Consider the following 23,782-nt stretch of genomic DNA (forward strand, 5'->3'; position numbering starts at 1 on the left):
AACGTTTCGAAAGGAGGAAAGGTGTAGGGGATAAGGGAGATTTAATAAAAGACAGATACAAAAGGAGGGCCGATGGTCACCTCCTTTTGTATCTGTCTTTTATTTTTTGAATGAAAATACTTAGGGAAGATTGAGAATACAAACGTATCTATAATTCTTTAATATAAAAAAAGAGGTAGAGGGAAACCCTCTACCTCTTTTTTTATATTAATTACGAATCAAGTAATCAAACGCTCCAAGCGCCGCGTTTGCACCATCACCCATAGAGATGATGATTTGATTGTACGGGCTGTCGGTGACGTCACCAGCAGCAAACAAACCAGGCACATTTGTAGCCCCGTTTTTATTTGTGATGATCTCACCAATGCGGTTCTTTTCAACAGATTCGTCCATCCATTCGGTGTTCGGTACAAGTCCGATTTGAACGAAGACACCTTGAAGGTCGATGTGCTGCTCTTCCCCAGATTCACGGTCGATGTATGTGATTCCGTTCACATTGTCATCACCGGTGATTTCTTTGGTTTGAGCATTTGTTTTCACTTCAGCATTTGGAAGACTGTTCAAGCGTTCTTGTAAGACTTCATCTGCTTTTAGTGAGTCTGCGAATTCCAGCACAGTTACGTTTTGCACGATACCGGCAAGGTCGATCGCTGCTTCGACACCAGAGTTTCCTCCGCCGATGACGGCAACGTCTTTGCCTTCAAACAATGGTCCGTCACAGTGTGGGCAGTAGGCGACACCTTTGTTCTTGTACTCGTCCTCACCAGGTACGCCTAGTTGACGCCAGCGTGCACCTGTGGAGATGATGACGGTTTTACTTTTCAGCACCCCGCCATTTTCAAGCTCAAGTTCAAACAAGTTGTCGTCGTTCTTCTGCAAGCTTTTCGCACGTTGAAGGTTCATGATATCGATCTCATAATCTTTCACGTGTTCTTCAAGGCTTGCCGCGAACTTCGGACCTTCTGTACTTTTCACACTGATGAAGTTTTCAATTGTCATCGTATCAAGGACTTGTCCGCCGAATCGTTCAGCAACGATTCCGGTACGGATGCCTTTTCGTGCAGAGTAGATCGCTGCACTTGCGCCTGCAGGGCCACCACCGATGACAAGAACCTCATATGGCTCACGGTTAGAGAATTCCTCTGGAGATGGGCCTTCACTGATTTTCGCAACGATTTCTTCAAGCGTCGTGCGTCCACCACTGAAGAATTCTCCGTTAAGGTGTACAGAAGGAACAGCCATGATGTTTTTCTCTTCTGCTTCTTCTTTAAACGCCGCACCATCAATCATCGTGTGCGTAATGTTCGGGTTCAGCACGCTCATGATATTCAGGGCCTGAACAACATCCGGGCAGTTGTGACAGCTCAAGCTGACATATGTTTCGAAATGAAACTCACCGGAAATGTTAGTGATTTGGTCGATCATCGTATCATCGATTTTCGGAGCTCTACCGCTCACTTGCAGCAAAGCAAGAACCAAGGACGTGAATTCATGACCAAGCGGAACACCGGCAAACGTAACGCCTGTTTCTTCTTGAGGGCGGTTCACGCTGAAGCTTGGTGTACGTTTTAATTCTGTGTTTTGTGCTGTGATTTTCGGTGACATGGATGCAAGCTCATCCGTGAGAGCCAGCATGTCACGGGAGACCTTATCGTCCCCCGCGCTGACTTTCAGTTCGATGTCACCTTCTAAAAGCTTTAGATACTCTTCTAATTGTGCTTTTATTTGTGCATCGAGAACCATTTATTTTCCACTCCTTAAATTTTGCCGACTAGGTCAAGGCTTGGTGTTAGTGTTTCTTCGCCTTCTTCCCATTTTGCTGGGCAAACTTCGCCAGGATTGTTGCGTACATATTGAGCTGCTTTGATTTTGCCGATCAGGCTGCTTGCATCACGGCCGATTCCGCCAGCATTTATCTCTACTGTTTGGATAACGCCATCTGGATCGATGATGAATGTACCGCGCTCAGCTAGTCCATCTTCTTCGTTCAGAACGTCAAATTGACGGGAGATCTGCTGAGAAGGGTCACCGATCATGGAGTAAGTGATTTTGTTGATTTTTTCAGAAGCATCGTGCCAGCCTTTGTGTACGAAGTGAGTATCTGTAGAAACAGAGTAAACTTCAGCACCTAGTTCTTTTAGTGCATCATAGTTGTTTTGTAGATCTTCAAGTTCTGTTGGGCAAACGAAAGAGAAGTCAGCTGGGTAGAAGCAGACAACGCTCCATTGTCCTTTGAAGTTTTGTTCTGATACGTCAACGAAATCACCGTTTTTGAATGCTTTCGCCTGGAATGGTTGTACTTCTTTACCGATTAGAGCCATAGTAGAATTCCTCCTGTAAAGTATGTTTGATTAGCTGCTGTGATGTTGCAGCTTTTTATAATAATTCTAATTCAGTAGCTATTATTATATAAAATCGAGTATTTGTCAACAAAGACAAAAATCTGTCGAAATTTAATATCAGCTAGCTGAATGAGAATGATTATACAAAAATTTCTCACGTTTTCTAGTGTAACAAGAAATAGAGAAAGGGTTTAGTAATTAGCCTTCCCGATTTTCATTTAATATAGAATCATATTGAGGAAATAATTTCATGTATACATCTTTTTTTCTTTTGTTCGGGTTATGTAAAAGATGGAAGGAAAATACAGGGGATTGGCAGGTGGTGTCGAATCGTATATAAGCAGTTAAATAAAGAGGAGGATGAGAATGACCGAGGATAAGAAAAATGTAGTGGCTTTTGCGCAGCCTTCCAAACAGACGGCTCCTTTTCGTCATGGACAACCGTTATCAGAAGAAGTCGTGGATGCATTTTTGCCTGAGCTATACAATGAATTTGTTTCATTTATAGTGGACAGGGTGGGGGAAGTGTACCGACCGTTATTGATGGAGTTCGTGGAGGATCACGATCCCCCGGAAGACAAACGCCTCGTGCTTGAGTTGAACTTATTTTGGTGGAGGGTCCTCTATGATGTTTCTGAAAATGAGAGCGTAAGCTTTGTGGAAGATTTTTGTGTTGAACGGAAGCAAGGTTTAAAGCAAAACCCTTTGATGAAATCATGGCTTGGAGAATGGGAGAAAGCGACTCCTAAACTCTACTATATCGGAGAAAAGTTCGGAGCCAATGCTTTTGCAGCTGTGGATATGATGACAGATGAAACGGTGGATGTGGTCCTTATCGATAGAAAGGTGAAGGATCCTGAACAAGGCAGCATCGCCGTAGGTACGCTCATTCCAATGGGAGATGCTCTCTATTTTCCAGTTACCGGCTTCTATTGTTTTGACCCAGAAGTGAGTAAAGAAATAGCCCGTCCGCTCATGTACCATTATAAAAAGGAGCTGGTAGAATCGCCCGTGCTTGAAGGATTCGTCCATGTCCTCTCCATTGCTTTACAAATGGAACGTATGATTTTAGAAAAAACCACACCTTCTTCTCCTCTTAAGAGCCCCTAATTTTACTCATCACCCATTCCTGTGTCATAGAAGACTCTCTTCGTGGTAGTATTGAAGGAGTAACCATTTGAGCGGAGGAGCTTACTATGCGCATTTTCAGAATTCTGAACAACAACGCGGTCGTTGTTTATGATGGTCCACAGGAGAAGATCGTCATGGGGAAGGGTGTCGCTTTTCAAAAGAAGCGGAATGATATTGTACCGAAACATAAAATCGAGAAGATCTTCCTCTTACGAGACCAGTCCTCAGAAAAGTTCCAACAACTATTATCCACGTTACCGGAAAAGCATATTGAAGTGGCTGAGCGAATCATCAGTCATGCGGAAGGATACTTGGAAGCCCCTTTGAATGATCATATCCATATCGCGCTCACCGACCATTTGTCGTTTGCGTTGGAACGCCTGGAGCAAGGGTTTCCGATCCAGAACAAATTGACAAATGAAATTAAGTTTTTATATAAGAAAGAATTCGAGGTCGGGATGTGGGCGAAAGAAGAGATTAAGCGCGAGCTTGGTGTAGAAGTTCCGATGGATGAGGTCGCGCACATTGCCCTTCACGTTCATACCGCCAAAATGGATGCGCCGTCGATGAGTGAATCGTTGCAGACGGCGACCATTTTGCGTGATATTGTTGAGCAGGTCGAAGCGATTGCTGGACTTACCATCGAAGAGACGAGCATCAACTATCAACGTTTAATCACCCATCTTCGCTTTGCGTTGAATCGTGTGGAAGAGGGCAGCAACTTCGAACCGATTGATGAAGATATGTTGGAGCTGATTCAAACGAAATATAAGGAAGCTTATGAAACATCAGAGAAGGTGGCAGGCTTTTTAAAGGAAGAGTATGGGGTTGATTTTCCAAATTCTGAAATTGCCTACATTGCTTTGCATATTCAACGGCTTTTAAATGTAAATTAATTTTATTAAGGGATTGACGATAGCGTTTTCATTGGTTAGAATGAAGTTGTTCAAAGTTGAATAAAGCAGGATTGTTACTGGTAAAGCAGGCAAGACCTAAAATGTGTAGAGTTGGCTAGGTGACTCGTGTATGCGAATGACCTACCCACACTGTGCGCGTTTTAGGTCTTTTTTATTTTCTGAAAAATGACAAGGAGGAAGGATTATGAATCATAAAGAAGTAGCTGAACAATTAGTTTCGTTGCTCGGTGGCAAGGATAATGTAGTCAGCGCCACTCACTGTGCCACACGTTTACGGCTCGTCATTGACGATGAGAGTCAAATCGATAAAGCAGCCATTGAAGAACTCGATGGGGTCAAAGGGGCGTTTTCAAGTTCCGGTCAGTTCCAAATCATTTTTGGTACAGGAACCGTCAACAAAGTATTCACCCATTTCGGTCCAATGGTAGGGGCTTCAGTGGAAGAAGAGGAAAATGATAAGTCCGTTTCTCACAAGGATGCGGCGAAAAGTAAAATGAACCCACTGGCGCGTTTTGCCCGGACGCTTTCGAACATTTTCGTTCCAATTATCCCGGCGATCGTTGCTGCGGGTATGTTGATGGGTCTGCTCGGCCTGATGAACACATACAACTGGGTCGATCCAGAGAGCGGCATGTTCGTCATGCTTGATATGTTCTCATCTGCCTCCTTCATCATTCTGCCGATCTTAATCGGTTTTAGTGCTGCGAAGGAATTTGGAGGGAACACGTATTTAGGTGCCGTTATCGGTGGAATTATGACCCACCCAAACCTTTTGAATCCGTGGGGACTTTCTGATGCTCAGCCGGAAACACTGGATTTCCTAGGCTTTGGTGTAGAAATGCTTGGATATCAGGGGACGGTTATCCCTGTTCTATTGACGGTTTATGTGATGGCGAAAATGGAACAAGCCTTCCGTAAGGTTGTTCCGAATGCCATTGATCTATTGCTTACACCGTTCTTAACGGTTATTTTCACAGGTTTTGTTGCTTTGCTTGTCGTAGGTCCACTTGGTCGTACGCTTGGTAATGGCCTGACTTCCGTGCTCGGCGTGGTGTATGACACGGCTGGTCCGATTGCCGGACTGATTTTCGGTGGTTTATACTCCGCGATTGTACTGACAGGGGTGCACCACAGTTTCCACGCCATTGAAGCAGAACTGTTGAATGTTGGCGGAAACTACCTGCTTCCGATTTGGGCGATGGCGAACGTAGCTCAAGGGGGAGCGACGATTGCGGTCTTCTTCAAGACGAAAAGCAAGAAAACGAAAGAGATTGCTCTTCCGGCAGGTATCTCTGCTTTTCTTGGAATTACGGAACCTGCGATTTTCGGTGTGAACTTGAAGTACCGTCGTCCGTTCATCGGAGCGGCCATTGGTGGTGCGCTGGGTGGCGCTTATGTTGTGTTCACAAAAGTGATGGCGAACGGAATCGGTCTGACTGGTTTACCGATGTTCGCGATTGCCCAGGACCCAATTAATTATGGAATCGGCTGTTTAATTGCAATCGGTGGATCCATCATTGCGACGCTTCTGCTCGGATGGAATGAAGATACGAAATAATAGCAGCGGATCCTTACTAGTCTTACGGCTGGTAAGGATTTGTTTTGCATTGGTGAATGAAAGATAATATAGCTAGAGAATATTTTTGAGGAGGATGAATGATGAAAAAAGGTGTCATTTCGCTCGGGGAAGCATTGATCGATTTTATCCCGTTAGATCAAGACAATACGAACTATCAAAAGAGTCCAGGAGGAGCGCCGGCGAACGTTTCTGTCGGTGTCGCGAGACTTGGGGCGACGTCTACATTCTTAGGGAAAGTCGGCGATGACGTGCTCGGTCGATTTATGAAAAAAACGCTGACAGACTATGGGGTGCAGACCCACCGTATGTTTCTGACGCCGGAGGTCAGGACTGGCGTTGTTTTTGTAACGAATGCCGAGGACGGGGAACGAAGCTTTGACTTTTACATCCATCCGAGTGCCGATCAGTTCCTGGAAGCGGGGGAGATCGACGTTTCAGATTTCGATACCCATAAAGTGCTTCACTTCGGTTCGATCTCCATGATTGGTGAGACGGTCAAAGAGGCGACGCGCCATGCGGTTTCCTTGGCGAAAGGAAAAGGGATGGTCGTCTCCTATGATCCGAACTTACGCCTCCCTCTTTGGGACTCAGAGGAACAAGCGAGAGAGACGATTCAGTCGATGCTTTCAGAAGCAGACCTTTTGAAAATATCGGAGGAAGAACTGGAATTCATCACAGGCGAAACGGACATTGAGCGTGGGCTTGAAAAGCTTGCGTGTTACGACATTCCTTTGATCCTGATTACGATGGGTGGAGAAGGCAACTATGTGTGCACATCTGATGGAATACAGCATGTCCCTGCAATGAAAGTGAAAGCGGTCGATACGACAGGCGCTGGCGATGCGTTTGTTTCGGGTATGTTGTACTCCTTGAATGAGTATGAAGGCGATATCGCTGCCATCACGCTACCGGAAGCAGTGAAGATGGCGAGATTCGCAAGCGTATCCGGGGCGCTTGCGGCATCGACGAAAGGTGCGATGACGGCCCTTCCGACAAAGGAAGAAGTGATGAAACACCTTGAAGAGGCAGGCGAGTAAGTGATGAGTAAAGATCAGGAATTGCGCCGGTCCGCCTTTGAAGAAGTGGAAAAGTACCAGAACCTTGTGGAATCGGACCCTTATCGTCTGCACTATCACATCATGCCACCTGTCGGTTTGTTGAATGATCCAAACGGCTGGATTCAGTGGAACGGGACCTATCATTTGTTTTATCAGTGGATGCCTTTCAAAACCGGTCATGGGGCAAAGTTCTGGGGTCATTATTCGTCCGAGGATCTCATCAACTGGAAACATGAAGATATTGCTCTTACGCCCTCTGAATGGTTTGAGAAAAATGGCTGTTATTCAGGATCTGCGATTGAGCATAATGGCGAGCTTTATGCTTTTTACACAGGGAACGTGAAGGATGAAGCAGGCAATCGCGAGTCGTATCAATGCCTTGCTGTGTCCAAGGACGGCATTCATTTTGATAAAAAAGGGCCGGTTGTACACCTGCCGGAAGGATACACGGCACATTTCCGTGACCCGAAAGTGTGGGAGCAGGATGGTTCTTACTTTATGGTCGTCGGCGCTCAGACGGAAGATTTAAAAGGGGCAGTTGCCCTGCTTCGAAGTGAGGATTTACGTGAGTGGACCCATATGGGTGTCTTAGCCGGCGGGGGAGAAGGACGTCTTGCCCAGTTCGGCTATATGTTCGAATGCCCGGATTTGTTTGAGCTGGACGGAGGGGATGTCCTTGTTTTTTCACCTCAAGGGCTGGAACCTGAAGGGATGAAATATCAGAACGTCTATCAGGCAGGATATGTGGTCGGAACGTTTGAGTCTCAGAATGGAGCTTATGAGCATGGTGATTTTTATGAGCTGGATCACGGTTTTGACTTTTATGCACCGCAGACGACGGAAGATGAACACGGCCGCCGGATGATGTTCGGCTGGATGAGCGTGCCGGACCAGGATGAACAGGAGCACCCAACCATAAAGCATCAGTGGCTCCATAATATGACCCTTCCGCGTGAGATGAAGCTCGTGGATGGACGAGTCTATCAAACACCGGTAGCGGAACTTGAGGAATTGCGTAATGGTGGTGTGGTAAAACGAGAAGTTCAGATTCACCAGGAGACGCTTGAGGTGGACGGTGTCAAAGGTAAAGCCGTAGAGCTTAAACTTGAAGATATCGATGTTTCTGAAGGTTGGTTCGCCCTTGAAGCCGGAGGTGCTGCACGTCTCGTTTATTCCCGTGAGCAAAGAATTTTCACATTGGAACGAGAAAGTTACGTCAATGGTGTCGTTGAGAAGCGACAGACAGAAGTTGCTGACTTGAAGGACATGCACGTCTTTATCGATACATCATCTGTAGAAGTGTTTGTTAACGGAGGCGCCCAGGTCTTTACCGCCCGCTTCTACCCAGCACCCAACAACGACAGGATCCAATTCACTGCATCAGGCAAAACATCCCTCAACCTCAAAAAATGGGATTTAGGGAAAGTGTTTTAACTTCCATTATCTGTATGACCTGGTACACCAATAAATGTAAAAAAGGCGGCCCGCGATATGTGGGCCGTCTTTTTTGGTTATGGGGTGTACAGTTTTCCTTTGTCGTCGATATAAACGGACTGGATGATGGTGCGTTCGAGAGGAGTACCATCGTAGGTTCCTTTCACGTCAATGGTCATGTTATAGACCCCTTCCCCAAGACTTGGAATCTTAAAGTCTTTCCCATTCTTCTTGGCCTGCATCTTCTTCTCTTTCAACTTCCCATTTTTATCATAGTACTCGATGGTCATATCGGTGTTGACGTTCAGCTTTTTGTTTGCTTTCACCTTCATTTGGTTTCCTTCCACTTCACTACTTAGCATGGCATCAACGGGACTTTCGAAGGCTGTGTTCAGGAGGTAGCTTTCTTTTTGGTCGGCTTTTGTTTCGAGTGTCCATTTCCCGGATTCCGGATTTTTAAGGGTGATGCTATGGTGATACGCCCCGTCGAAAAATTCCGTATCATCTGCCGTTACATCGAAGTCGGCATACGTTTTATTACTCGGTGATTGGAGTATTAAGGAGGTGTTTTTATGGTCACTGATCCAGTCGAAAGTGACCGATGACACTCCTTTTTCAACCGCTACCCTTTCCTTGTGTGTCCCCACATATTCCCCGCCGGTAACGTAATGCCCGGCAGAGGCCTCCATTTCTTCCGTGGCGGCAGCTGTCTCGAAGCTTGCTATAGAAGGCGAATAGGTCATACTTTCATTAAGATAATCTTTAAAGAGGTTAAAGGTGGACGACCCTTCTTTGATGGTCGTGTGATCCCATCTTCCTACACTAATTTCAGTAGCATAAGGAAGGCGGGAGCTTTGGACAGTGACAGCGCCGTCATTGCTTCCATAGGAGCTTAAATAAAGACCACCCCAGTAGAGAGCGCTTCCAAAACTGCCCCACTTCGTTCCACCGAATGTGTAAAAAGGGGTGTTGTACACATTGGCCTGATTATCGGTAACGGAGCGGTAATAATCCATATAGCCGGTTTGGAGCGAGTAGGTCCCATCATTTTTACTTCCTATGATGCCGGCAAGCCACCCCGCCCAGCTGCTGTAAGCAAGGTCTGCAAGTTGTGAGCCCCGGTGAGGGGAAGATAATGTAATGACACGTTCGATATACGGATCGGCACCGTAATGGACGAGGGCAGATTGGGTATCCACCCCGCCTTTACTATGGGCGACGACGACAACTTTTTCACCGAAGTAATTATAAATCTCCTTGACCTTTTCTGCTAAAAGGGCGCCGTTATCCCACATGCTCTTGCCAGCATTAAGGTCGATGAAAGCTGTTTCGTACCCGCTTTGGTAGGCGGTTGTGTACATATTATTGTTCACATACCAAGTGTCTGAGGAGCTGTTCAATCCGTGTACAAAAAGAATGGGGTGTGAGTTAGCAGCGATTGTAGAGGGTGTTTCTCCGACATACCATTCACCTGGGTTACCCGAGGTACCATCCTTAATCGACCCAGCTAAACTGACAGATGGTACGGAGAGAAAAAAGGCTGTGAAAACGATGAACCACTTCTTAAAATTAAGCATTGATTGTCTCCTTTAAAAAGTTTTTGGGAGTCGTGAACGTGATCTGTGAGGTGTCTCCTTTTATACCATTCGGTGCTGGAAGTTCATTTCCTCCATTTGGAAAATGGGAAGTTTTGTTGAAATATGTTTCTTAGACCTTCCGCTTTCTAGTTGGCTCACATAGGATATACCATGAGTAAATGGGGGAGGAATGAGGATGTCCCACAGAATCACTTCAGGAAACCGTCTTCTTTTCGTCACAGAACCAGGCGGGCAGGTCGTCGAGGAAGGACAAACGGTCGATTTGACGGAAGAATATCCGGCGGGCATCGATGTCAGCCCTTTTTATACGATCCGGGTGGCTGGAGGAAACCGGGTGGTCTCAGAGGGAGCCGTCACGTTCAAGTTACTTATGAAAGTCAATCAGGTCAGTTTTTTGACCCTCGATCAGATTACGGTTTATCCGGGAGAAAGGTTCAACCGTACCTATAATGTTCCGGGGATCGGCCTTGGAATTAAAGCGGAAGCAGAAAACGGCTCGGGTGTAGATGCCGTTGACTTAGTGGTGATCGGGTTTAAATTTTAGAATACAAAGAACGACCTAAAAAAGGACGCCTCTACTAAAAGACGTCCTTTTGCTTTATTCTTTTTCAATGGTGTAAGTCCCTCGTGAGGTTTCCAAAGTGAAGCGGTCGTTCAAATACTGGTATCGAGTCGAATCCTCCAGGGGAATTTCATAATAGGCGGATGGCAGCGGCTGGGCGCTTTGTGCATCGGTTTCTGTTTGACCTTGGCCATGTAAGTATAGGGCATGCATGGGGGTGTAATCGTCCAGCCTGCGTGTGTGGGTCTCATATGAGATATGATCAAGGTTCATGGTGATGGTATCTTCATCACGTAGTTCATGTTTCTGAATGCGTATGTCTTCTCCCTGCCATTGTTGCAAGCGCTGATTGAATTCCTCAATAGTTAAATCGTTCATGATGATCCCTCCTGCGTTTATCTTTTCCACCAGGGTTGTAAACATGCAGGTGATACTTTCTATATCATGGTAAAATGAAGGCAGATCAGTCATACCAGTTCAGATATTCCCCCATTTTGAGGATATCTCCATTCAACAGAGAATATATCAATAAAAGGCAGGAACGTATAGCTGCATTTGGAATTTACCAATGAAAGAACGTTTGCATACATATCATTCAGATGAAGGAGGCGTCCACCTTGAGGAAAACAGGACAAGTTTTAGCCGTGATCCTTTTGCTCACTTTTCTAACGGCGTGCGTGGAAGGGGATCTGAAATTGAAGATCGATAAAGATGGAAGCGGCGAACATACGATTACGGCAGGCGTCGAAGAAGAAACGTTGAGTCGCTTCGGAGACCGTGCTGAAAATATGATGGATTCCGTTACTGAGGAGCTTGAGTCAAAAGGTTACGAAGTGGAATCCTATAAGAAGAATGGCTTCACTGGTTTTCGGGCCAAAAAGCACTTTGAGGATGTACAGGAGATGGAAGTACTGCCTGTGTCCACTGGTATGACAGAAGCAGGTGTTTCGCCTGCGATTGGCGATGTTCCTGTTGAAATGACGACAGAAGGCGGGATTTTCACTACGACCTATAAAGTAGAGGCAGCGCTTGACCTGTCCAATTCAGGTGTCATCGGAGGCATGCAGTCACTCGTGGCCGATCAGTTGGATCTTACGTTCACCCTTGACCTTCCTATAAAACCGAAGTCACATAATGCGGATCGTGTGGATGGCGACGTTTTGCAATGGGACATCCGGGCAGACGGAGAAACGAACATGATGGTGGAGATGGTTGTGCCGAATGTGAAAAATATCATCATTGCAGCGGTTGCAGCAATCATCGTCTTAGGTCTGGTCTTCTTTCTCATTCGAAAACAACGCCGCAAATAGAAAAAAACTCCCGGATATTAACGGGAGTTTTTTTGTGCTTGGGCAAATTCTTGTTTTCTTTTTTTCATGGATTCGTACAAATCTACAACGGGCAGCGGATAGTCTTCTCCCAGAATAACTCCGTACTGTTCCTGTTCAATCATCCCCATCTCTCTAGGCTGATGGATCCATGGTGCTGGAAGCTCCCTTAATTCAGGCACCCAGTGGCGCAAATAGGAACCATCTGGATCGTAGTCGAGGGACTGCTTTTCTACATTGAACGCTCGGAAAGGCACAGCATCATTTCCTACTCCTGCGATATAAAGCCAGTTTCCGTAGTTGCTGGCAACATCATAATCCACCAGTTGCGATTCAAACCACGCCGCCCCGATGCGCCAATCCAATCCGAGATTTTTTGTGAAAAAGCTGGCGGCGTTCTGCCTTGCGCGGTTGGACATAAATCCTGTTTTCTTCAGTTCTCTCATAGCGGCGTCGACGAGTGGGTACCCAGTCGTGCCATCCATCCAGCGGACCAGAAGCTCTTGGTCGTCATGCCAGGGAATACGTGCTTTTTTAATCCCCGCAGCATGGAAAATTTGATCGCCATATTTACGGTGCACCAGATGAAAGTAATCACGCCATAACAGTTCAAAGTAAAGCATGTACGTGGACTCATTTTTTCCGTATTTCTTTTCATAGGTGCGAATCTGGTCAAGGACGACCTTTGGGGACAAACATCCGTTCGCAAGGTAGGGGGAAAATTTAGAGGAGTCATCTTCCCTCAGCATCCCATTCCTCGTCTTCTTGTAGACCCTCAGCCGGTCGGCACTGAAAATATAATGAAGCAGACGTTCTTTGGCTTTAGACGATCCTCCAGGGTAACGAGGAGGCCGGTCCAACTCCCCTAAACCAAGCTCCCGCATAGTAGGAATCCCCCCTTCAGGAAAATCCGAAGGCAAATTTACACCACGCACAGATGCCGGTATGGATATTTCTGTAAGACCTGGTACGCCACTTTTTTCCAAAACTTTACGAAATTGTGAAAAGGTGTCTGGGAGTTCGCTGGTGTTAAAGGGCAGGTCTTTTGGTGGATAGAGGTTATGGCCGTGGTCAACGGTAAAGGTGGTATGCGGAAGTCGTTCACGGACTTCTCGTTCAACGGAAATTTCTTCACTGCCGATCTCTTCATGGAAGAACACCTGTTGTATATTGAAACTCTTTGATATGGATGTGAAAACTTCTTCAGGAGCGCCATGCCTCACGAGGAGGGGCACACCTAATTGAATTAAGTTCCGCCGCAAGTCTGCCACACTTTCCCTGATGAATTGAGCGCGGTGTCTACCGGTTTTCGGAAATCCATAGGGAAGCTTTCGGTATAAGGTTTGATCAAATACGTAAACAGCGAGAACCGGAAGCCCTTGGGCAGAGGCGCGTAACAATGGGCGGTGGTCGTGCACGCGTAAATCGTTACGGAACCAGACGATGACGCAGGATTCCATTCAATCGCCTCCTTTTTTGTCTAGTGTACCCCCTCTGTGATGGAGCGATAAACTTATAATCGGCTCCAACAACCGCCAAATGTACGCCATGTGGAAACGAATAACATAGTGTGACACCTTCCCTTAGTGGTCCCTTTCTCATTGAGAATTTTGAAAAGTTTGTAAAAGATTAAGTTATCGCTTTCCTTTATTCGACAAGAACATTATAGTAAAAATAGATAAGAGCAGCGTAGACGAAGCTTTTCCAGAATCCTGTCACATCCCCGGCGTCTACATTGAGAACCCGCAGCAAAACAGTCATGGAGGGTACACAATGTTCAAGTGGTTGAAGAAAAAGAAGAAGAAATCGATGACCATGATGACAGTATTGTCTCTTTTCATCTTAGGGGCTTGTACTGTTGGACCAGGAGGGGTAGAGGCGAAAAGCTGGAAGCACGAGCTGAAGCAGGCGGAGGATTTGAAGTATTCAGAAGAGGTGACAGAGGGCCTTTATAAACAGCTTCGTAAAGAGGCAGAAGGACCGCTTCCTTTTTCTGATGCTTTAGTTAAAATTCAATCATTGAGTAAAGTCGAGGCTATGGATTTATACTTAGATGGTAACAACAAAAAAGTGAGACCGAGTGAAATCCGTGCTATCGTCGATGGTGTGTTCGGCATTGACCTTGAAGCGGTTTCTGAACTTGGTGTTGGAAAACAGACGGGCACCTACTCTGATGACGTGTTTCAAAGAGTGAGAAAAGCGCTCTCCGAGGAAGTCAGTGACGAAGCGATCATTGATATGGCAAAGGTAGAGGTGATGGACTTATACTGGGAGACCTATGATGGGAGAATGGCCGGCGAGGAGATGCGCACGATGATTAATGCCATTTTTGGAATTAATTTATCGGGCATATCGGGACTTGAAGGTACAGGAGTTGCTCTTTTCTCGAAAAACCAGTGGATTTCCCGTTATGAGCATGATTTGTTTGTCGTCCATACAGGAGCAGATGATGTAGATGTTTGGATTTATCCGACAGATTATTATAAAAATCAGACAGGCATGGAGGAGATCCCTCAGGAATTGGAAACATCCCTGACCGCTTTAGGCTTTGGCTATAGTGAGGAGAAAGACGCGCTGTATTATGCGAACCCTAAAGGGGAGTCGGTACCTGACAACTTCAAAGGGAAGACCATGGGAACGGTTATAGGTTTCATTAAAATGAATGATGAAGATTTCCGGTAATGAAAAAGCTCTGCGTCATGACGCAGAGCTTTTTTTACTGCCTGTTTTTCTGTAGATAAACAGGCTGAAGGATTTATTTTTTCAGAATATCCACGAAATGGGAAAGGATTCTTGCTGTCATCCCCCAAATCACTTTATCACCGTATATATAAAAGTATTCCTCAAGCTGACGCGTCCGCCAGTTGTATTCTTCTCCGCCGGGAATCAAATCGAATGGGAAATTCGCTTCCGGCTGTGCTTCGAAGTGGACGTAGTGAATGCGCGGCCCATTTTCCATGAAAAAGGAAAGCGGCACGGTAAACACTTCACGGACTTCATCAGGGTTACGGACAAGGTCACCTTCGCTCACATTCAAATATCCTGCAAATGTGTAGACGATCATACCGAAAGGTGAAATCAGGTAGTCGAGCGGATGGACTTCTGTGAACTGCCCTGATTTCACGCCTAATTCTTCTTCCGTTTCACGGATTGCCGCTTCTTCTGCAGAAGGGTCCTCGGGGTCAATTTTTCCACCTGGAAAACAAATCTCCCCCGGTTGTCTTCTCAGCTGATGGGAACGCACTTCGAAAACGACATGAAGCTCATTGTTTTTTTCGATAATTGGTAAAAGGACAGCGAACTTACGGAACTGTTCGTGTCCAAGAACAGAGGGCTTGTGTTTTTTCACTGTCTCAAAAATGGTTTTTGCGTCCATAGTTTTCACCTCGTCTTTTTACTATACCAGAACATTCTTCGGAATAGAAAAGAGGCACTCATCAGAGCGCCTCTTTAATGATTTTTTTGTAATAAAGCACAGACAGCATTCCGAAAATTGAATAGAAAGCGGTGTAAAGCCCCATGACGATCAGCATCGGTGTCCATAATTCGGTCCCGAAAAAGAACCAGCCCGACTTGACGGCAAAGTAGCTGTGCAAGAGTCCAATCAATAACGGGATACCGAAGTTAAATAACTGTTTCCCTTGAATTCCTCGTAAAAGGTCGCCACGGGTAAACCCGAGCTTTCTTAAAATCGTATAGCTGCCCTTTTCGTCTTCGCCTTCATCCATCTGTTTGAAGTAAAGCACACAACCGGATGTAATCAGGAAGGTGAGACCGAGGAAGCCGACGATGAACATGACGAGTCCCATGTTTTGTTTCTGTGACATCGCACTATGCCATTGAGAGCCGTTTTCTCTTCCTTCATCCAGCCCCATATCAGCAAATATTTCGTAAGCCTCTTCTTGTTTACTGGAATCTTCGAGGTTCACTCCAGTATAGAGCGTGGATTTTGTCTGGATTTCAGGGTTGTAGTTCTGACTCAGCTCTTCAAATAATGCCTCATCAACGACTCCGATTGGAAGGCCGCCTGCAACGTAATAGGAAGAGAGCAAGTATTCTTCTTCGAGCCCTCGATATTCCAGTTCGCGCCAGTTTCCGTCCAATAAGATTTGGACATTCCCTTCATCATGAAGAGAAATAAAAGACTGCATCAAATCCGTATAACCGGTGAGTTTCATTTCCCCTTCATCGAGTTCGATTCCGTCTGTATGGACTTCACTGATGACGGAAAAGGTCGTCTGTTCAGTGTTGAAGTTCAACTCTTCCAAATTTGCGTCGAGGATGTCTTTGACGTTGAATTCTGCTTCGTATACGGGAATTGGTATTTCTGTGTAGCCAATCCCTTCTCCTTCCAGACGGTCCATAAAGGCATCTGCCTTTTCAGGTTCAATGATGGAAAAATCATCCGGGACGGTCGTCTCAGCCAGTTTCTCTGCCGAATAGTAGGAGATATACATCAGCGAAAGTAAGCTGATTGCTAGTGCGGACACCGTCGTAATTACTGTGAGCAAAAAGGCGTTTGACTTCATCCGGAACATGACGGACGACAAGGACAGGACTTCGTTAATATTCAAATAGCCGTTTTTATTTTTTCGTATCAAATTAGAGACGAAGCGGACCGATCCTTTATACAAAAAATACGTTCCTATGATGACGGACCCTAGAATATAAAGCATCGCCAGGTAAAATCCGTTAATCGTCGTAATGCTTCCTTCGAACAGCTGGGAGGATAGATAATACCCGGATGCAATCAACCCGATGCCGAGTATACCCATCAGATGTTCCCAGACCGACAGCTTTTTCACTTTTCCTTGTGCGCTTGAAGTTACACGGAAAAGAGAAAGGATCGATTGTCTGTGAATGAACAGATAGTTTGTCGCCATGATGACGAGATAGATTCCCGCAAAAACGATCAGCGTCTGGAAAAAGGCCTGGGTGGAAAAATTGAGCTCAGCAATTTCATTCACACCGACGACACGAAAGAAACTCATCAGGATCAATTTGGATATGGCAAAACCGATAAAAATCCCGACGGCCAGCGATCCGAAATATATGATCAAGTTCTCGATGCCTAAAATACGGGCGATGCGGTTTTTCGTCATGCCGATCAGCTGGAACAAGCCGATTTCCTGACTTCTTCGTTTAATGAACAACGCATTGGCATACAGTAGAAAGATAGCCACGATCGCAATCAGCAGAATAGAGGCGACTCTGACTGCCGCTTCGCCTTTGACCGATCCATCCTGACTCATGGAGGGATCATACTGTAAGGTGACGAATGAAAAGTACAACGCGACACTGAATATGAGTGCAAATACATAGAGGTAATAGTTTTTCAGGTTCTTTTTCAAGTTGCGGAAAATCAGTTGATTAATGGTCATATTGAACACCGCCGAGGACGCCCTGGGTCTTCATAATGTCCTTCAGGAACGTCTGTCTCGTCTGGTCGCCTTTATTGAGCTGCGTATAGATCTGTCCGTCTCTGATAAAAATGACACGGCTGCTGTAGCTGGCGGCGACAGGGTCGTGGGTGACCATCGCGATCGTTGCTTGACGCTTCCCATTCATTTCACTCAGTTTATCTAAAAGGTCGGAGGCCGATTTGGAATCGAGCGCTCCCGTCGGCTCGTCAGCGAAGATGATGCTTGGTTCGTGGATGAAGGCCCGTGCAGCGGAGGTTCGCTGCTTCTGTCCGCCTGAGATTTCATTCGGGTATTTATTTTGGATGTCTTCAATGCCCAGTTCCTTCGCTACCGCCTCAAATTTCGCCTGCGCCTCCTTTTTGGACACTTTGGAAATCGATAGAGGCAGAAGGATGTTCTCTTTGACCGTAAGAGTATCCAACAGATTGTACTCCTGAAAAATAAAGCCGAGATGATGTTTTCGGAATTCAGCGAGTTTCTTATCCTTTTGCCCTGTGATCTCCTGTCCATCTATGGAAATTGTTCCGTGACTGACGCGGTCAATGGAGGATAAAACGTTAAGGAGCGTTGTTTTCCCTGATCCCGATGCGCCCATGATCGTGACGAACTCCCCGCGTTGGATGGAAAGATCAATACCCTCCAAGACATGTTGTTTCATAAACTTGTTTCCGTAACTTTTATGAATCTTTCGTGCGACTAGTAAACTCATTTCGTTACCCCCTTCATGCTATGACTTTATTGTAGAACCACTCGAAATTTTTTTCCTTCGATTCATCTAACAAAATGACGGAAGCATGTGACAGTTTTGTCACATGCTTCTGAGCTTCGTAAATTCATTCGGTTCCGGGAACAGGAGGATGAATGTTGTTCCTCTTCCGAGTTCGGATTGCACATCAATGTCGATCTTCAACGCTTTCCTGATCTGGTCCGTCAGATAGAGCCCCATACCAGTCGCCGCTTGATCCTGGTGGGCTGTCGTTGAAGTGAACCCTTTTTCAAAGATGCGTGAGAGATCCCTCGGATCGATACCGCGCCCCTCATCCTGAATGATAAGCTTCACGCGCCCGGCTTCTTCTGTACTTGAGATGGTAATTTCCGATTCCTCGCTGTATTTAATCGCATTCGTCATCAATTGTCTGCATATGAATGCGAGCCATTTCGCATCCGTCAGCACCGTTTCCGCTTGAAGATCAATTTCAAAGCCGATCCCTTTTTGCATGCACCATGACCGGAGCGATTTAATTTCATTAAACAACAGTGGTTCAAGCTCCACTTCTTCAATATAAAGGTCGTTTTCGATGAAAGGGATCCGTTTCTGATGCAGCTGCTGATCAAGGAGCAGGTGGATACGCATCCATTCAAAAGTCAGCTGGGACTTCAGTTTGAAATCGTCGATGCGATCGATGATCAACCGCATCGCCGTCATCGGTGTTTTCACTTCATGGATCCATGATAAAAGCTCGTCCTTTTCCTGTTCGAGTAAACTCTGGTTACGGGATGATTCCTGCTTCAACTGTTCCATTTGATCACGTACATTTGTCTCGATGACCGCTTCGAAAGGACTATCAGCTTCAGGGAATGTCGTCAAATCGAGGTCATTGTCCCGATTCTCGAGTTCGGTATAAAATCGAGTTTCTTTGCGATAGCGGATGAAAAGGAAAAGAACGACTAGAAGCCCTGATAACAATATGTAGTAGAGCATGGAAGAAAGCGGAACGGTCTGATCAACGAACGCAACGAACAGGGCGAGAAGCTGAAGGGTGACGATGAGAAGAATCCAGCTGATTCGTTCGATCAGGAATTTTCGTATCATGAATCATCCCTCGCCACATACCCTTGGCCGACCTTGGTCTCAATGGCATCACCCAGACCGAGATCTGCAAGCTTTTTACGCAGGCGATTGACGTTGACCGTGAGCGTGTTGTCACTGACAAATCGTTCGTCTTCCCACAAACGCTGGATGATTTCTTCACGGCTGACAATTTTGCTTTTTTTCTCAACCAGCTGTTTTAAGATGAGCATTTCATTTTTTGTGAGGTCAACCGTGCCGCCATCATTCGAGATGCGGTTCCGTTCATAATCTATGGTGGCACCAAGCCACGTTTTCAATTCATTCTGATCGGTGTTGTAGTTATAAACCCGACGTAGAATCGCCTGTATTTTTGCGACCAGCACATCAAAGTGGAACGGTTTTTGTATGAAGTCGTCCGCACCCAGGTTCATCGACATCACCATGTCTGTCGGGTGATCCCTTGAAGAAAGGAATATGATGGGGACGTTGGAATGTTCCCGGATCATCCGGCACCAGTGGAAACCGTCAAACTTCGGCAGCTGAATGTCAATGATGACAAGATGGGGATCCACATGCGTAAATACATCCATCACCCGGCTGAAATCAGGGATACCATGAACATCATAGGACCACTGAGACAAACGCTCGACCATTTCATGAAAAAGCGTATGGTCATCTTCAATTAACAGCAATTTGAACAATAGGGACACCACCTTTCCGTATTTTACCTTTTCATAGTATAGCAAAAGATGAGTGGTCCGCGCATTTTACTACAAGAAAGCGGCAGTGTGGTGAAAATTTTTTGATCATTCCGTCAAAGGCCCTTTAAAAAAGAAGAGGATGGGCGTAGAATGGATACTAATATTCGAAGACCACCATAGAAAAGGAGTCATGAAAATGTCATTGAACATCGTCGAAGCAACCCATAAAAAAACCAAACCAGAAAGTGAAAAGATTCCTTTTGGACGAACCTTCACGGATCATATGTTTGTGATGGATTATGAAGAGGATAAAGGATGGCATGAACCACGAATCGTTCCTTATGAACCGCTAACGCTCGACCCTGCGGCGATGATCTTCCATTATGGACAGACCGTTTTTGAAGGATTAAAAGCCTACCGCACGGATGATAACCGCGTGCTTCTTTTCCGGCCTGAAAAAAACTTTGAGCGCTTGAATTTGTCCAGTGACCGTTTGAGCATCCCACCGGTCGATGAAGAAGAAGTGCTCGGTTACTTGAAAGAATTGGTTCAGCTCGAAAAAGACTGGGTCCCTTCTTTTGAAGGAACGTCGTTGTACATACGACCATTTATTATTGCGACAGAACCAAGCCTTGCCGTGGCTCCGTCCAAATCATATAAACTGATGGTGATCTTATCACCGGTCGGGCCGTATTTCTCAGGTGGCATCAAACCGGTAACGATCAACGTGGAAGACAAATTCACACGTGCGGTCAAAGGCGGTACCGGTATGGCGAAAACTGCCGGCAACTATTCTTCCGGCTATCAGGCTCAAGCGAAAGCCGTAGAGGAAGGAAACAACGATGTCCTTTGGCTTGATGGGGTGGAAAAACGCTACATCGAAGAAGTCGGAAGTATGAATATCTTTTTCAAAATTGATGGAGAAATCGTGACTCCAGCATTGAGTGGAAGCATTCTTCAGGGAATTACGCGTACGTCAATTCTTGAGCTTTTACGAAAATGGGAAATTCCTGTAACCGAACGCAGGATTTCCATTGATGAACTGTATCAGGCCTATGAAGATGGGAAACTTGAGGAAGCATTCGGAACAGGTACCGCAGCCGTCATTTCGCCGGTCGGGGAGTTGAATTGGCTCGGTAAGAAGATGGTCATCAACAACCATGAAATCGGTGCCCTCTCGCAGGAGCTTTATGATACCATCACAGGGATTCAGCGGGGAAGAAAAGAAGATCGTTATGATTGGACAGTGGAAGTATAAAAGGGAAGCCTCAGGTTTGTTAATACCTGAGGCTTTTTTAATGGTCATTTGTCTCTTGATTCAGGAAAGTGATCAGGGACATTAAGATGAAGTAGAGAAGGAAAACGATCGCAAGGCTCACAAACCAACCGAATGCTTCATGTAGAAAAGGACTAAGCATGATGACAGCGAGAAGAAAAAGGAAGCGGGCCATGTCTTTTTTCTGATTCTTCCGAGTGGACACATTATCCCTCCTTTTTCCAACCTTTAACCCAAAATGGATAACCTTAACCTTTTTTAACCAAAGGTGTTTAGATGAGCACAGTAGAATAAAAATAGAAGTACCCATATCTTTTTCATGGATTTTTCCGTTATAGCTGTGAGAGGTCGAAAGGAGTGTGAAAGGTGGAACTGGATACGAGTCAACTCAATTGGAAGCTCTGGCTTGAGGATATCGAGGAGAACTATGAGAAATTATTACGCTATTGTCATTTCTTAACGGGCGATGGATGGGACGGAAAAGATCTTGCCCAGGAGTCGGTGGCAAGGGCGTATGAGCATTATGATGCGGATGATATACAACCAGCCCTTCTTAAGAAAATCGCCTACCATGTCTGGGTAGATCAAAAGCGCAAGGAAAAAATGGTACCCTTGGTGAAAAGCGCATCGGCTGATTGTGTAATAAAAGAAGAAACTGTCGATGAAACATTGGTTCAGCTTCTGTTAGAGAAATTAACGGTGAAGCAGATGCTTACCTTTATTTTGAAGGTAGCTTTTCATTATAAGATTTCTGAAATAGCAGAACTGCTCCAAATGAAAGAAACAGGGGTGAAGGCATTATTGAAGCGCTCGCGTGACAATCTTAACAGGTGTGCAGAGGTGGAAAGGCTACAAATCATGCGTACCCGCTCAGAGGACGATCTTCTTTACCAAACCTTGGTTAGAACGCTAACCATACAGGATCCAACTGTATTGATTGAAAAGATCCCCATCCTCCTTAAACCAGCTTCCAGAAATCAGCTTCCAGCATCACCTTTAAACGATCTCTCCTTAGCAGCATAAAAGGAGGAAAATCTGATGAATACGATTCCTTATGTCATTGAACAGACGAGCAGAGGAGAGAGGTCCTACGACATCTACTCCCGGCTTTTGAAAGACCGAATCGTTATGGTAAGTGAAGAAATCAATGACCACATGGCCAACAGCATCGTCGCCCAGCTTTTATACCTGGCAGCGGATGACCCGGAAAAAGATATTTCCTTGTATATCAACAGCCCCGGTGGGTCGACGACTGCAGGGTTTTCTATCCTGGATACGATGCAGTATATCCAGCCGAATGTACGAACGATCTGTACCGGAATAGCGGCTTCTTTTGGGGCGATGCTTTTGGTGGCAGGGACAAAAGGAAAGCGGTATGCTCTGCCGAATAGTGAAATCATGATTCACCAGCCGCTTGGAGGAGCACGCGGCCAGGCAGCTGATATAGAGATTTCCGCGAAAAGAATCATTAAATTAAGGCAGCATATCAATGAAATCATCGCCGAACGCACGGGGCAGCCTGTAGAAAAGGTGGCAGAAGATACCGATCGTGATTATTTTATGAGTGCGGAAGAAGCGAAGGAATACGGGATCATCGATGAGATTGTGCACAAAAAATGAAAAAACCGCCCATGATGGGCGGTTTTTCTTATGAAGCCTTTACCGCTTCTTTTGGTTGTACTTTTTCAAGTTCACCGAGTACATGCTTTTGTTCTTCTTCTGTAAGCGGCAGGAGCGGAAGACGGACCCCGCCGACCTCTACACCTTTAGCATTCAGCGCTGCTTTCACAGGGGACGGGCTTGGTGCAGAAAAGATGGCATGCATGACAGGTACAAGCTTTTGGTGAAGGCGGGCGGCATAAGCAAAGTCACCTTCACGAAAACTTTGGATCATCTGCTGCATTTCATTTCCAATCACATGGGAGGAGACGGATACGATTCCTGTACCTCCGATAGAGATGAATGGAAGTGTATTGGAGTCCTCTCCACTGTAAACGGCAAAATCATCGGATGTTTCACGAATAATTGCCGTTGCTGCATCAAGGTCACCGCTAGCTTCCTTAATCGCCACAATATTTTTGATTTGAGATAAGCGAATGACGGTATCTGGCTCCATATTGATGACGCTTCTTCCTGGTATGTTGTAGAGCATCACCGGAAGTGATGTGGATCTTGCAATTGTAGAGAAGTGCTGGTAAAGACCTTCCTGAGTTGGCTTGTTGTAATAAGGGGTCACGAGCATGACAGCGTCGACGCCGATTTCCTCGGCTTTTTCAGTTAAATGGATAGACGCTCTCGTGTTATTGGATCCGGTCCCTGCAATGACAGGAACTCTTCCGTCAACCACTTCGACAACGAACTTGAAGAGACTCACTTTCTCTTCTGTCGTTAATGTCGGTGATTCACCGGTTGTACCTGCAATGACAAGGCCGTCCGAACCATTTTCGATCAAGTGGTTGACTAACGTCCGGGTTGCATCAAAATCAATGTTCTCTTCTCTGTCAAATGGGGTCACCATTGCTGTTAATACCTGGCCGAAATTCATAACCTCACACCTTTGTTTAGAATTTTGAATACGTTCGAGGTTGTGAGGGCTAGGGCAGTCAAAATAAAAACGGCAGCAACGAGGGCTTCGCTGCTG

General features: G+C 45.8%; 23 protein-coding genes. 11 read left to right on the forward strand and 12 right to left on the reverse strand.

Annotated elements, in window-relative coordinates:
• Window positions 1-207 precede the first annotated feature (207 nt).
• Window positions 208-1,743: an alkyl hydroperoxide reductase subunit F gene (gene ahpF / locus GLW00_RS00720; protein WP_160910562.1), complete on the reverse strand. Its 1,536-nt coding sequence runs from the start codon at window positions 1,741-1,743 to the stop codon at window positions 208-210.
• 14 nt (window positions 1,744-1,757) lie between these two features.
• Window positions 1,758-2,321, reverse strand: coding sequence for an alkyl hydroperoxide reductase subunit C (gene ahpC / locus GLW00_RS00725; RefSeq protein WP_146814671.1), 564 nt, complete (start codon window positions 2,319-2,321; stop codon window positions 1,758-1,760).
• Window positions 2,322-2,708: 387 nt separating this feature from the next.
• On the opposite strand from ahpC, the gene GLW00_RS00730 reads away from it, so the two are divergent.
• The 5 genes from GLW00_RS00730 (at window position 2,709) to GLW00_RS00750 (ending at window position 8,461) form a co-directional block, all read left to right on the forward strand.
• The gene (locus GLW00_RS00730; RefSeq protein WP_160910563.1) at window positions 2,709-3,452 is read left to right on the forward strand and encodes a hypothetical protein; all 744 of its coding nucleotides are present in this window, start codon (window positions 2,709-2,711) and stop codon (window positions 3,450-3,452) included.
• Window positions 3,453-3,538: 86 nt separating this feature from the next.
• A complete protein-coding gene (locus GLW00_RS00735; RefSeq protein ID WP_160910564.1) occupies window positions 3,539-4,369 on the forward strand; it encodes a PRD domain-containing protein in 831 nt (276 codons plus the stop codon).
• 205 nt (window positions 4,370-4,574) lie between these two features.
• Window positions 4,575-5,948 carry a sucrose-specific PTS transporter subunit IIBC gene (locus GLW00_RS00740; protein WP_160910565.1) on the forward strand — a complete coding sequence of 458 codons (1,374 nt, stop codon included), beginning with the start codon at window positions 4,575-4,577 and terminating at the stop codon, window positions 5,946-5,948.
• A gap of 101 nt (window positions 5,949-6,049) precedes the next feature.
• Window positions 6,050-7,006, forward strand: coding sequence for a carbohydrate kinase family protein (locus GLW00_RS00745; RefSeq protein WP_160910566.1), 957 nt, complete (start codon window positions 6,050-6,052; stop codon window positions 7,004-7,006).
• Window positions 7,007-7,009: 3 nt separating this feature from the next.
• Window positions 7,010-8,461, forward strand: coding sequence for a glycoside hydrolase family 32 protein (locus GLW00_RS00750; protein ID WP_160910567.1), 1,452 nt, complete (start codon window positions 7,010-7,012; stop codon window positions 8,459-8,461).
• A gap of 77 nt (window positions 8,462-8,538) precedes the next feature.
• Here GLW00_RS00750 and GLW00_RS00755 read toward each other — a convergent pair whose 3' ends face one another.
• The gene (locus tag GLW00_RS00755) at window positions 8,539-10,038 is read right to left on the reverse strand and encodes an esterase/lipase family protein (protein WP_160910568.1); all 1,500 of its coding nucleotides are present in this window, start codon (window positions 10,036-10,038) and stop codon (window positions 8,539-8,541) included.
• Window positions 10,039-10,234: 196 nt separating this feature from the next.
• Between GLW00_RS00755 and GLW00_RS00760 the strand changes: the two genes are divergently transcribed.
• On the forward strand, window positions 10,235-10,603 hold the full coding sequence (locus GLW00_RS00760) for a hypothetical protein (protein WP_160910569.1): 369 nt from the start codon (window positions 10,235-10,237) through the stop codon (window positions 10,601-10,603).
• Window positions 10,604-10,657: 54 nt separating this feature from the next.
• Here the strand turns inward: GLW00_RS00760 and ymzB are convergent, their stop codons facing one another.
• Window positions 10,658-10,999, reverse strand: coding sequence for a protein YmzB (ymzB, locus tag GLW00_RS00765; protein ID WP_160910570.1), 342 nt, complete (start codon window positions 10,997-10,999; stop codon window positions 10,658-10,660).
• A 239-nt stretch (window positions 11,000-11,238) separates the two neighbouring features.
• Here ymzB and GLW00_RS00770 point away from each other — a divergent pair, with 239 nt between their 5' ends.
• The gene (locus GLW00_RS00770) at window positions 11,239-11,931 is read left to right on the forward strand and encodes an LppM family (lipo)protein (RefSeq protein WP_160910571.1); all 693 of its coding nucleotides are present in this window, start codon (window positions 11,239-11,241) and stop codon (window positions 11,929-11,931) included.
• A gap of 17 nt (window positions 11,932-11,948) precedes the next feature.
• On the opposite strand, the gene GLW00_RS00775 is transcribed toward GLW00_RS00770, so the two are convergent.
• Window positions 11,949-13,409 carry a DASH family cryptochrome gene (locus tag GLW00_RS00775; RefSeq protein ID WP_160910572.1) on the reverse strand — a complete coding sequence of 487 codons (1,461 nt, stop codon included), beginning with the start codon at window positions 13,407-13,409 and terminating at the stop codon, window positions 11,949-11,951.
• 313 nt (window positions 13,410-13,722) lie between these two features.
• Between GLW00_RS00775 and GLW00_RS00780 the strand changes: the two genes are divergently transcribed.
• Complete coding sequence (locus GLW00_RS00780) at window positions 13,723-14,631, forward strand: hypothetical protein (protein ID WP_160910573.1); 909 nt, start codon at window positions 13,723-13,725, stop codon at window positions 14,629-14,631.
• 73 nt (window positions 14,632-14,704) lie between these two features.
• Here GLW00_RS00780 and GLW00_RS00785 read toward each other — a convergent pair whose 3' ends face one another.
• From GLW00_RS00785 to GLW00_RS00805, 5 genes are all read right to left on the reverse strand, one after another.
• Window positions 14,705-15,325: an NUDIX hydrolase gene (locus GLW00_RS00785; RefSeq protein ID WP_160910574.1), complete on the reverse strand. Its 621-nt coding sequence runs from the start codon at window positions 15,323-15,325 to the stop codon at window positions 14,705-14,707.
• Between the two features lie 61 nt (window positions 15,326-15,386).
• The gene (locus GLW00_RS00790) at window positions 15,387-17,330 is read right to left on the reverse strand and encodes an ABC transporter permease (RefSeq protein WP_160910575.1); all 1,944 of its coding nucleotides are present in this window, start codon (window positions 17,328-17,330) and stop codon (window positions 15,387-15,389) included.
• Window positions 17,320-18,081: an ABC transporter ATP-binding protein gene (locus tag GLW00_RS00795; protein ID WP_160910576.1), complete on the reverse strand. Its 762-nt coding sequence runs from the start codon at window positions 18,079-18,081 to the stop codon at window positions 17,320-17,322. Before GLW00_RS00795 ends, GLW00_RS00790 begins: the two co-directional genes overlap by 11 nt.
• 99 nt (window positions 18,082-18,180) lie before the next feature.
• Window positions 18,181-19,185: a sensor histidine kinase gene (locus tag GLW00_RS00800; RefSeq protein ID WP_160910577.1), complete on the reverse strand. Its 1,005-nt coding sequence runs from the start codon at window positions 19,183-19,185 to the stop codon at window positions 18,181-18,183.
• Entirely contained in the window at window positions 19,182-19,865 is a 684-nt protein-coding gene (locus GLW00_RS00805) for a response regulator transcription factor (RefSeq protein ID WP_160910578.1), read from the reverse strand. The genes GLW00_RS00800 and GLW00_RS00805 overlap by 4 nt, the downstream gene beginning before the upstream one ends.
• 190 nt (window positions 19,866-20,055) lie before the next feature.
• Between GLW00_RS00805 and GLW00_RS00810 the strand changes: the two genes are divergently transcribed.
• Window positions 20,056-21,123 carry a branched-chain amino acid aminotransferase gene (locus GLW00_RS00810; protein WP_439108880.1) on the forward strand — a complete coding sequence of 356 codons (1,068 nt, stop codon included), beginning with the start codon at window positions 20,056-20,058 and terminating at the stop codon, window positions 21,121-21,123.
• Between the two features lie 37 nt (window positions 21,124-21,160).
• Here the strand turns inward: GLW00_RS00810 and GLW00_RS00815 are convergent, their stop codons facing one another.
• Window positions 21,161-21,346: a hypothetical protein gene (locus tag GLW00_RS00815; protein WP_160910580.1), complete on the reverse strand. Its 186-nt coding sequence runs from the start codon at window positions 21,344-21,346 to the stop codon at window positions 21,161-21,163.
• Window positions 21,347-21,507: 161 nt separating this feature from the next.
• On the opposite strand from GLW00_RS00815, the gene GLW00_RS00820 reads away from it, so the two are divergent.
• Together GLW00_RS00820 and clpP are read left to right on the forward strand one after the other, a co-directional pair.
• Window positions 21,508-22,164 carry a sigma factor-like helix-turn-helix DNA-binding protein gene (locus GLW00_RS00820; RefSeq protein WP_160910581.1) on the forward strand — a complete coding sequence of 219 codons (657 nt, stop codon included), beginning with the start codon at window positions 21,508-21,510 and terminating at the stop codon, window positions 22,162-22,164.
• Between the two features lie 15 nt (window positions 22,165-22,179).
• On the forward strand, window positions 22,180-22,761 hold the full coding sequence (clpP, locus tag GLW00_RS00825) for an ATP-dependent Clp endopeptidase proteolytic subunit ClpP (RefSeq protein WP_160910582.1): 582 nt from the start codon (window positions 22,180-22,182) through the stop codon (window positions 22,759-22,761).
• A 28-nt stretch (window positions 22,762-22,789) separates the two neighbouring features.
• Here the strand turns inward: clpP and dapA are convergent, their stop codons facing one another.
• The gene (dapA, locus tag GLW00_RS00830) at window positions 22,790-23,686 is read right to left on the reverse strand and encodes a 4-hydroxy-tetrahydrodipicolinate synthase (RefSeq protein WP_160910583.1); all 897 of its coding nucleotides are present in this window, start codon (window positions 23,684-23,686) and stop codon (window positions 22,790-22,792) included.
• Between the last annotated feature and the right edge of the window lie 96 nt (window positions 23,687-23,782).

The sequence above is a fragment of the Halobacillus litoralis genome, assembly GCF_009856445.1.
Taxonomy (GTDB): Bacteria; Bacillota; Bacilli; order Bacillales; family Halobacillaceae; genus Halobacillus; species Halobacillus litoralis.

Coding starts and splice junctions, on each gene's coding strand:
- GLW00_RS00760 (WP_160910569.1), top strand. CDS start 10,235: ATGTCCCACAGAATCACTTCAGGAAACCGTCTTCTTTTCGTCACAGAA.
- GLW00_RS00750 (WP_160910567.1), top strand. CDS start 7,010: ATGAGTAAAGATCAGGAATTGCGCCGGTCCGCCTTTGAAGAAGTGGAA.
- GLW00_RS00740 (WP_160910565.1), top strand. CDS start 4,575: ATGAATCATAAAGAAGTAGCTGAACAATTAGTTTCGTTGCTCGGTGGC.
- GLW00_RS00810 (WP_439108880.1), top strand. CDS start 20,056: ATGAAAATGTCATTGAACATCGTCGAAGCAACCCATAAAAAAACCAAA.
- clpP (WP_160910582.1), top strand. CDS start 22,180: ATGAATACGATTCCTTATGTCATTGAACAGACGAGCAGAGGAGAGAGG.
- GLW00_RS00745 (WP_160910566.1), top strand. CDS start 6,050: ATGAAAAAAGGTGTCATTTCGCTCGGGGAAGCATTGATCGATTTTATC.
- GLW00_RS00735 (WP_160910564.1), top strand. CDS start 3,539: ATGCGCATTTTCAGAATTCTGAACAACAACGCGGTCGTTGTTTATGAT.
- GLW00_RS00730 (WP_160910563.1), top strand. CDS start 2,709: ATGACCGAGGATAAGAAAAATGTAGTGGCTTTTGCGCAGCCTTCCAAA.
- ymzB (WP_160910570.1), bottom strand. CDS start 10,999: ATGAACGATTTAACTATTGAGGAATTCAATCAGCGCTTGCAACAATGG.
- GLW00_RS00780 (WP_160910573.1), top strand. CDS start 13,723: ATGTTCAAGTGGTTGAAGAAAAAGAAGAAGAAATCGATGACCATGATG.
- ahpF (WP_160910562.1), bottom strand. CDS start 1,743: ATGGTTCTCGATGCACAAATAAAAGCACAATTAGAAGAGTATCTAAAG.
- GLW00_RS00800 (WP_160910577.1), bottom strand. CDS start 19,185: ATGATACGAAAATTCCTGATCGAACGAATCAGCTGGATTCTTCTCATC.
- ahpC (WP_146814671.1), bottom strand. CDS start 2,321: ATGGCTCTAATCGGTAAAGAAGTACAACCATTCCAGGCGAAAGCATTC.
- GLW00_RS00785 (WP_160910574.1), bottom strand. CDS start 15,325: ATGGACGCAAAAACCATTTTTGAGACAGTGAAAAAACACAAGCCCTCT.
- dapA (WP_160910583.1), bottom strand. CDS start 23,686: ATGAATTTCGGCCAGGTATTAACAGCAATGGTGACCCCATTTGACAGA.
- GLW00_RS00795 (WP_160910576.1), bottom strand. CDS start 18,081: ATGAGTTTACTAGTCGCACGAAAGATTCATAAAAGTTACGGAAACAAG.
- GLW00_RS00755 (WP_160910568.1), bottom strand. CDS start 10,038: ATGCTTAATTTTAAGAAGTGGTTCATCGTTTTCACAGCCTTTTTTCTC.
- GLW00_RS00775 (WP_160910572.1), bottom strand. CDS start 13,409: ATGGAATCCTGCGTCATCGTCTGGTTCCGTAACGATTTACGCGTGCAC.
- GLW00_RS00790 (WP_160910575.1), bottom strand. CDS start 17,330: ATGACCATTAATCAACTGATTTTCCGCAACTTGAAAAAGAACCTGAAA.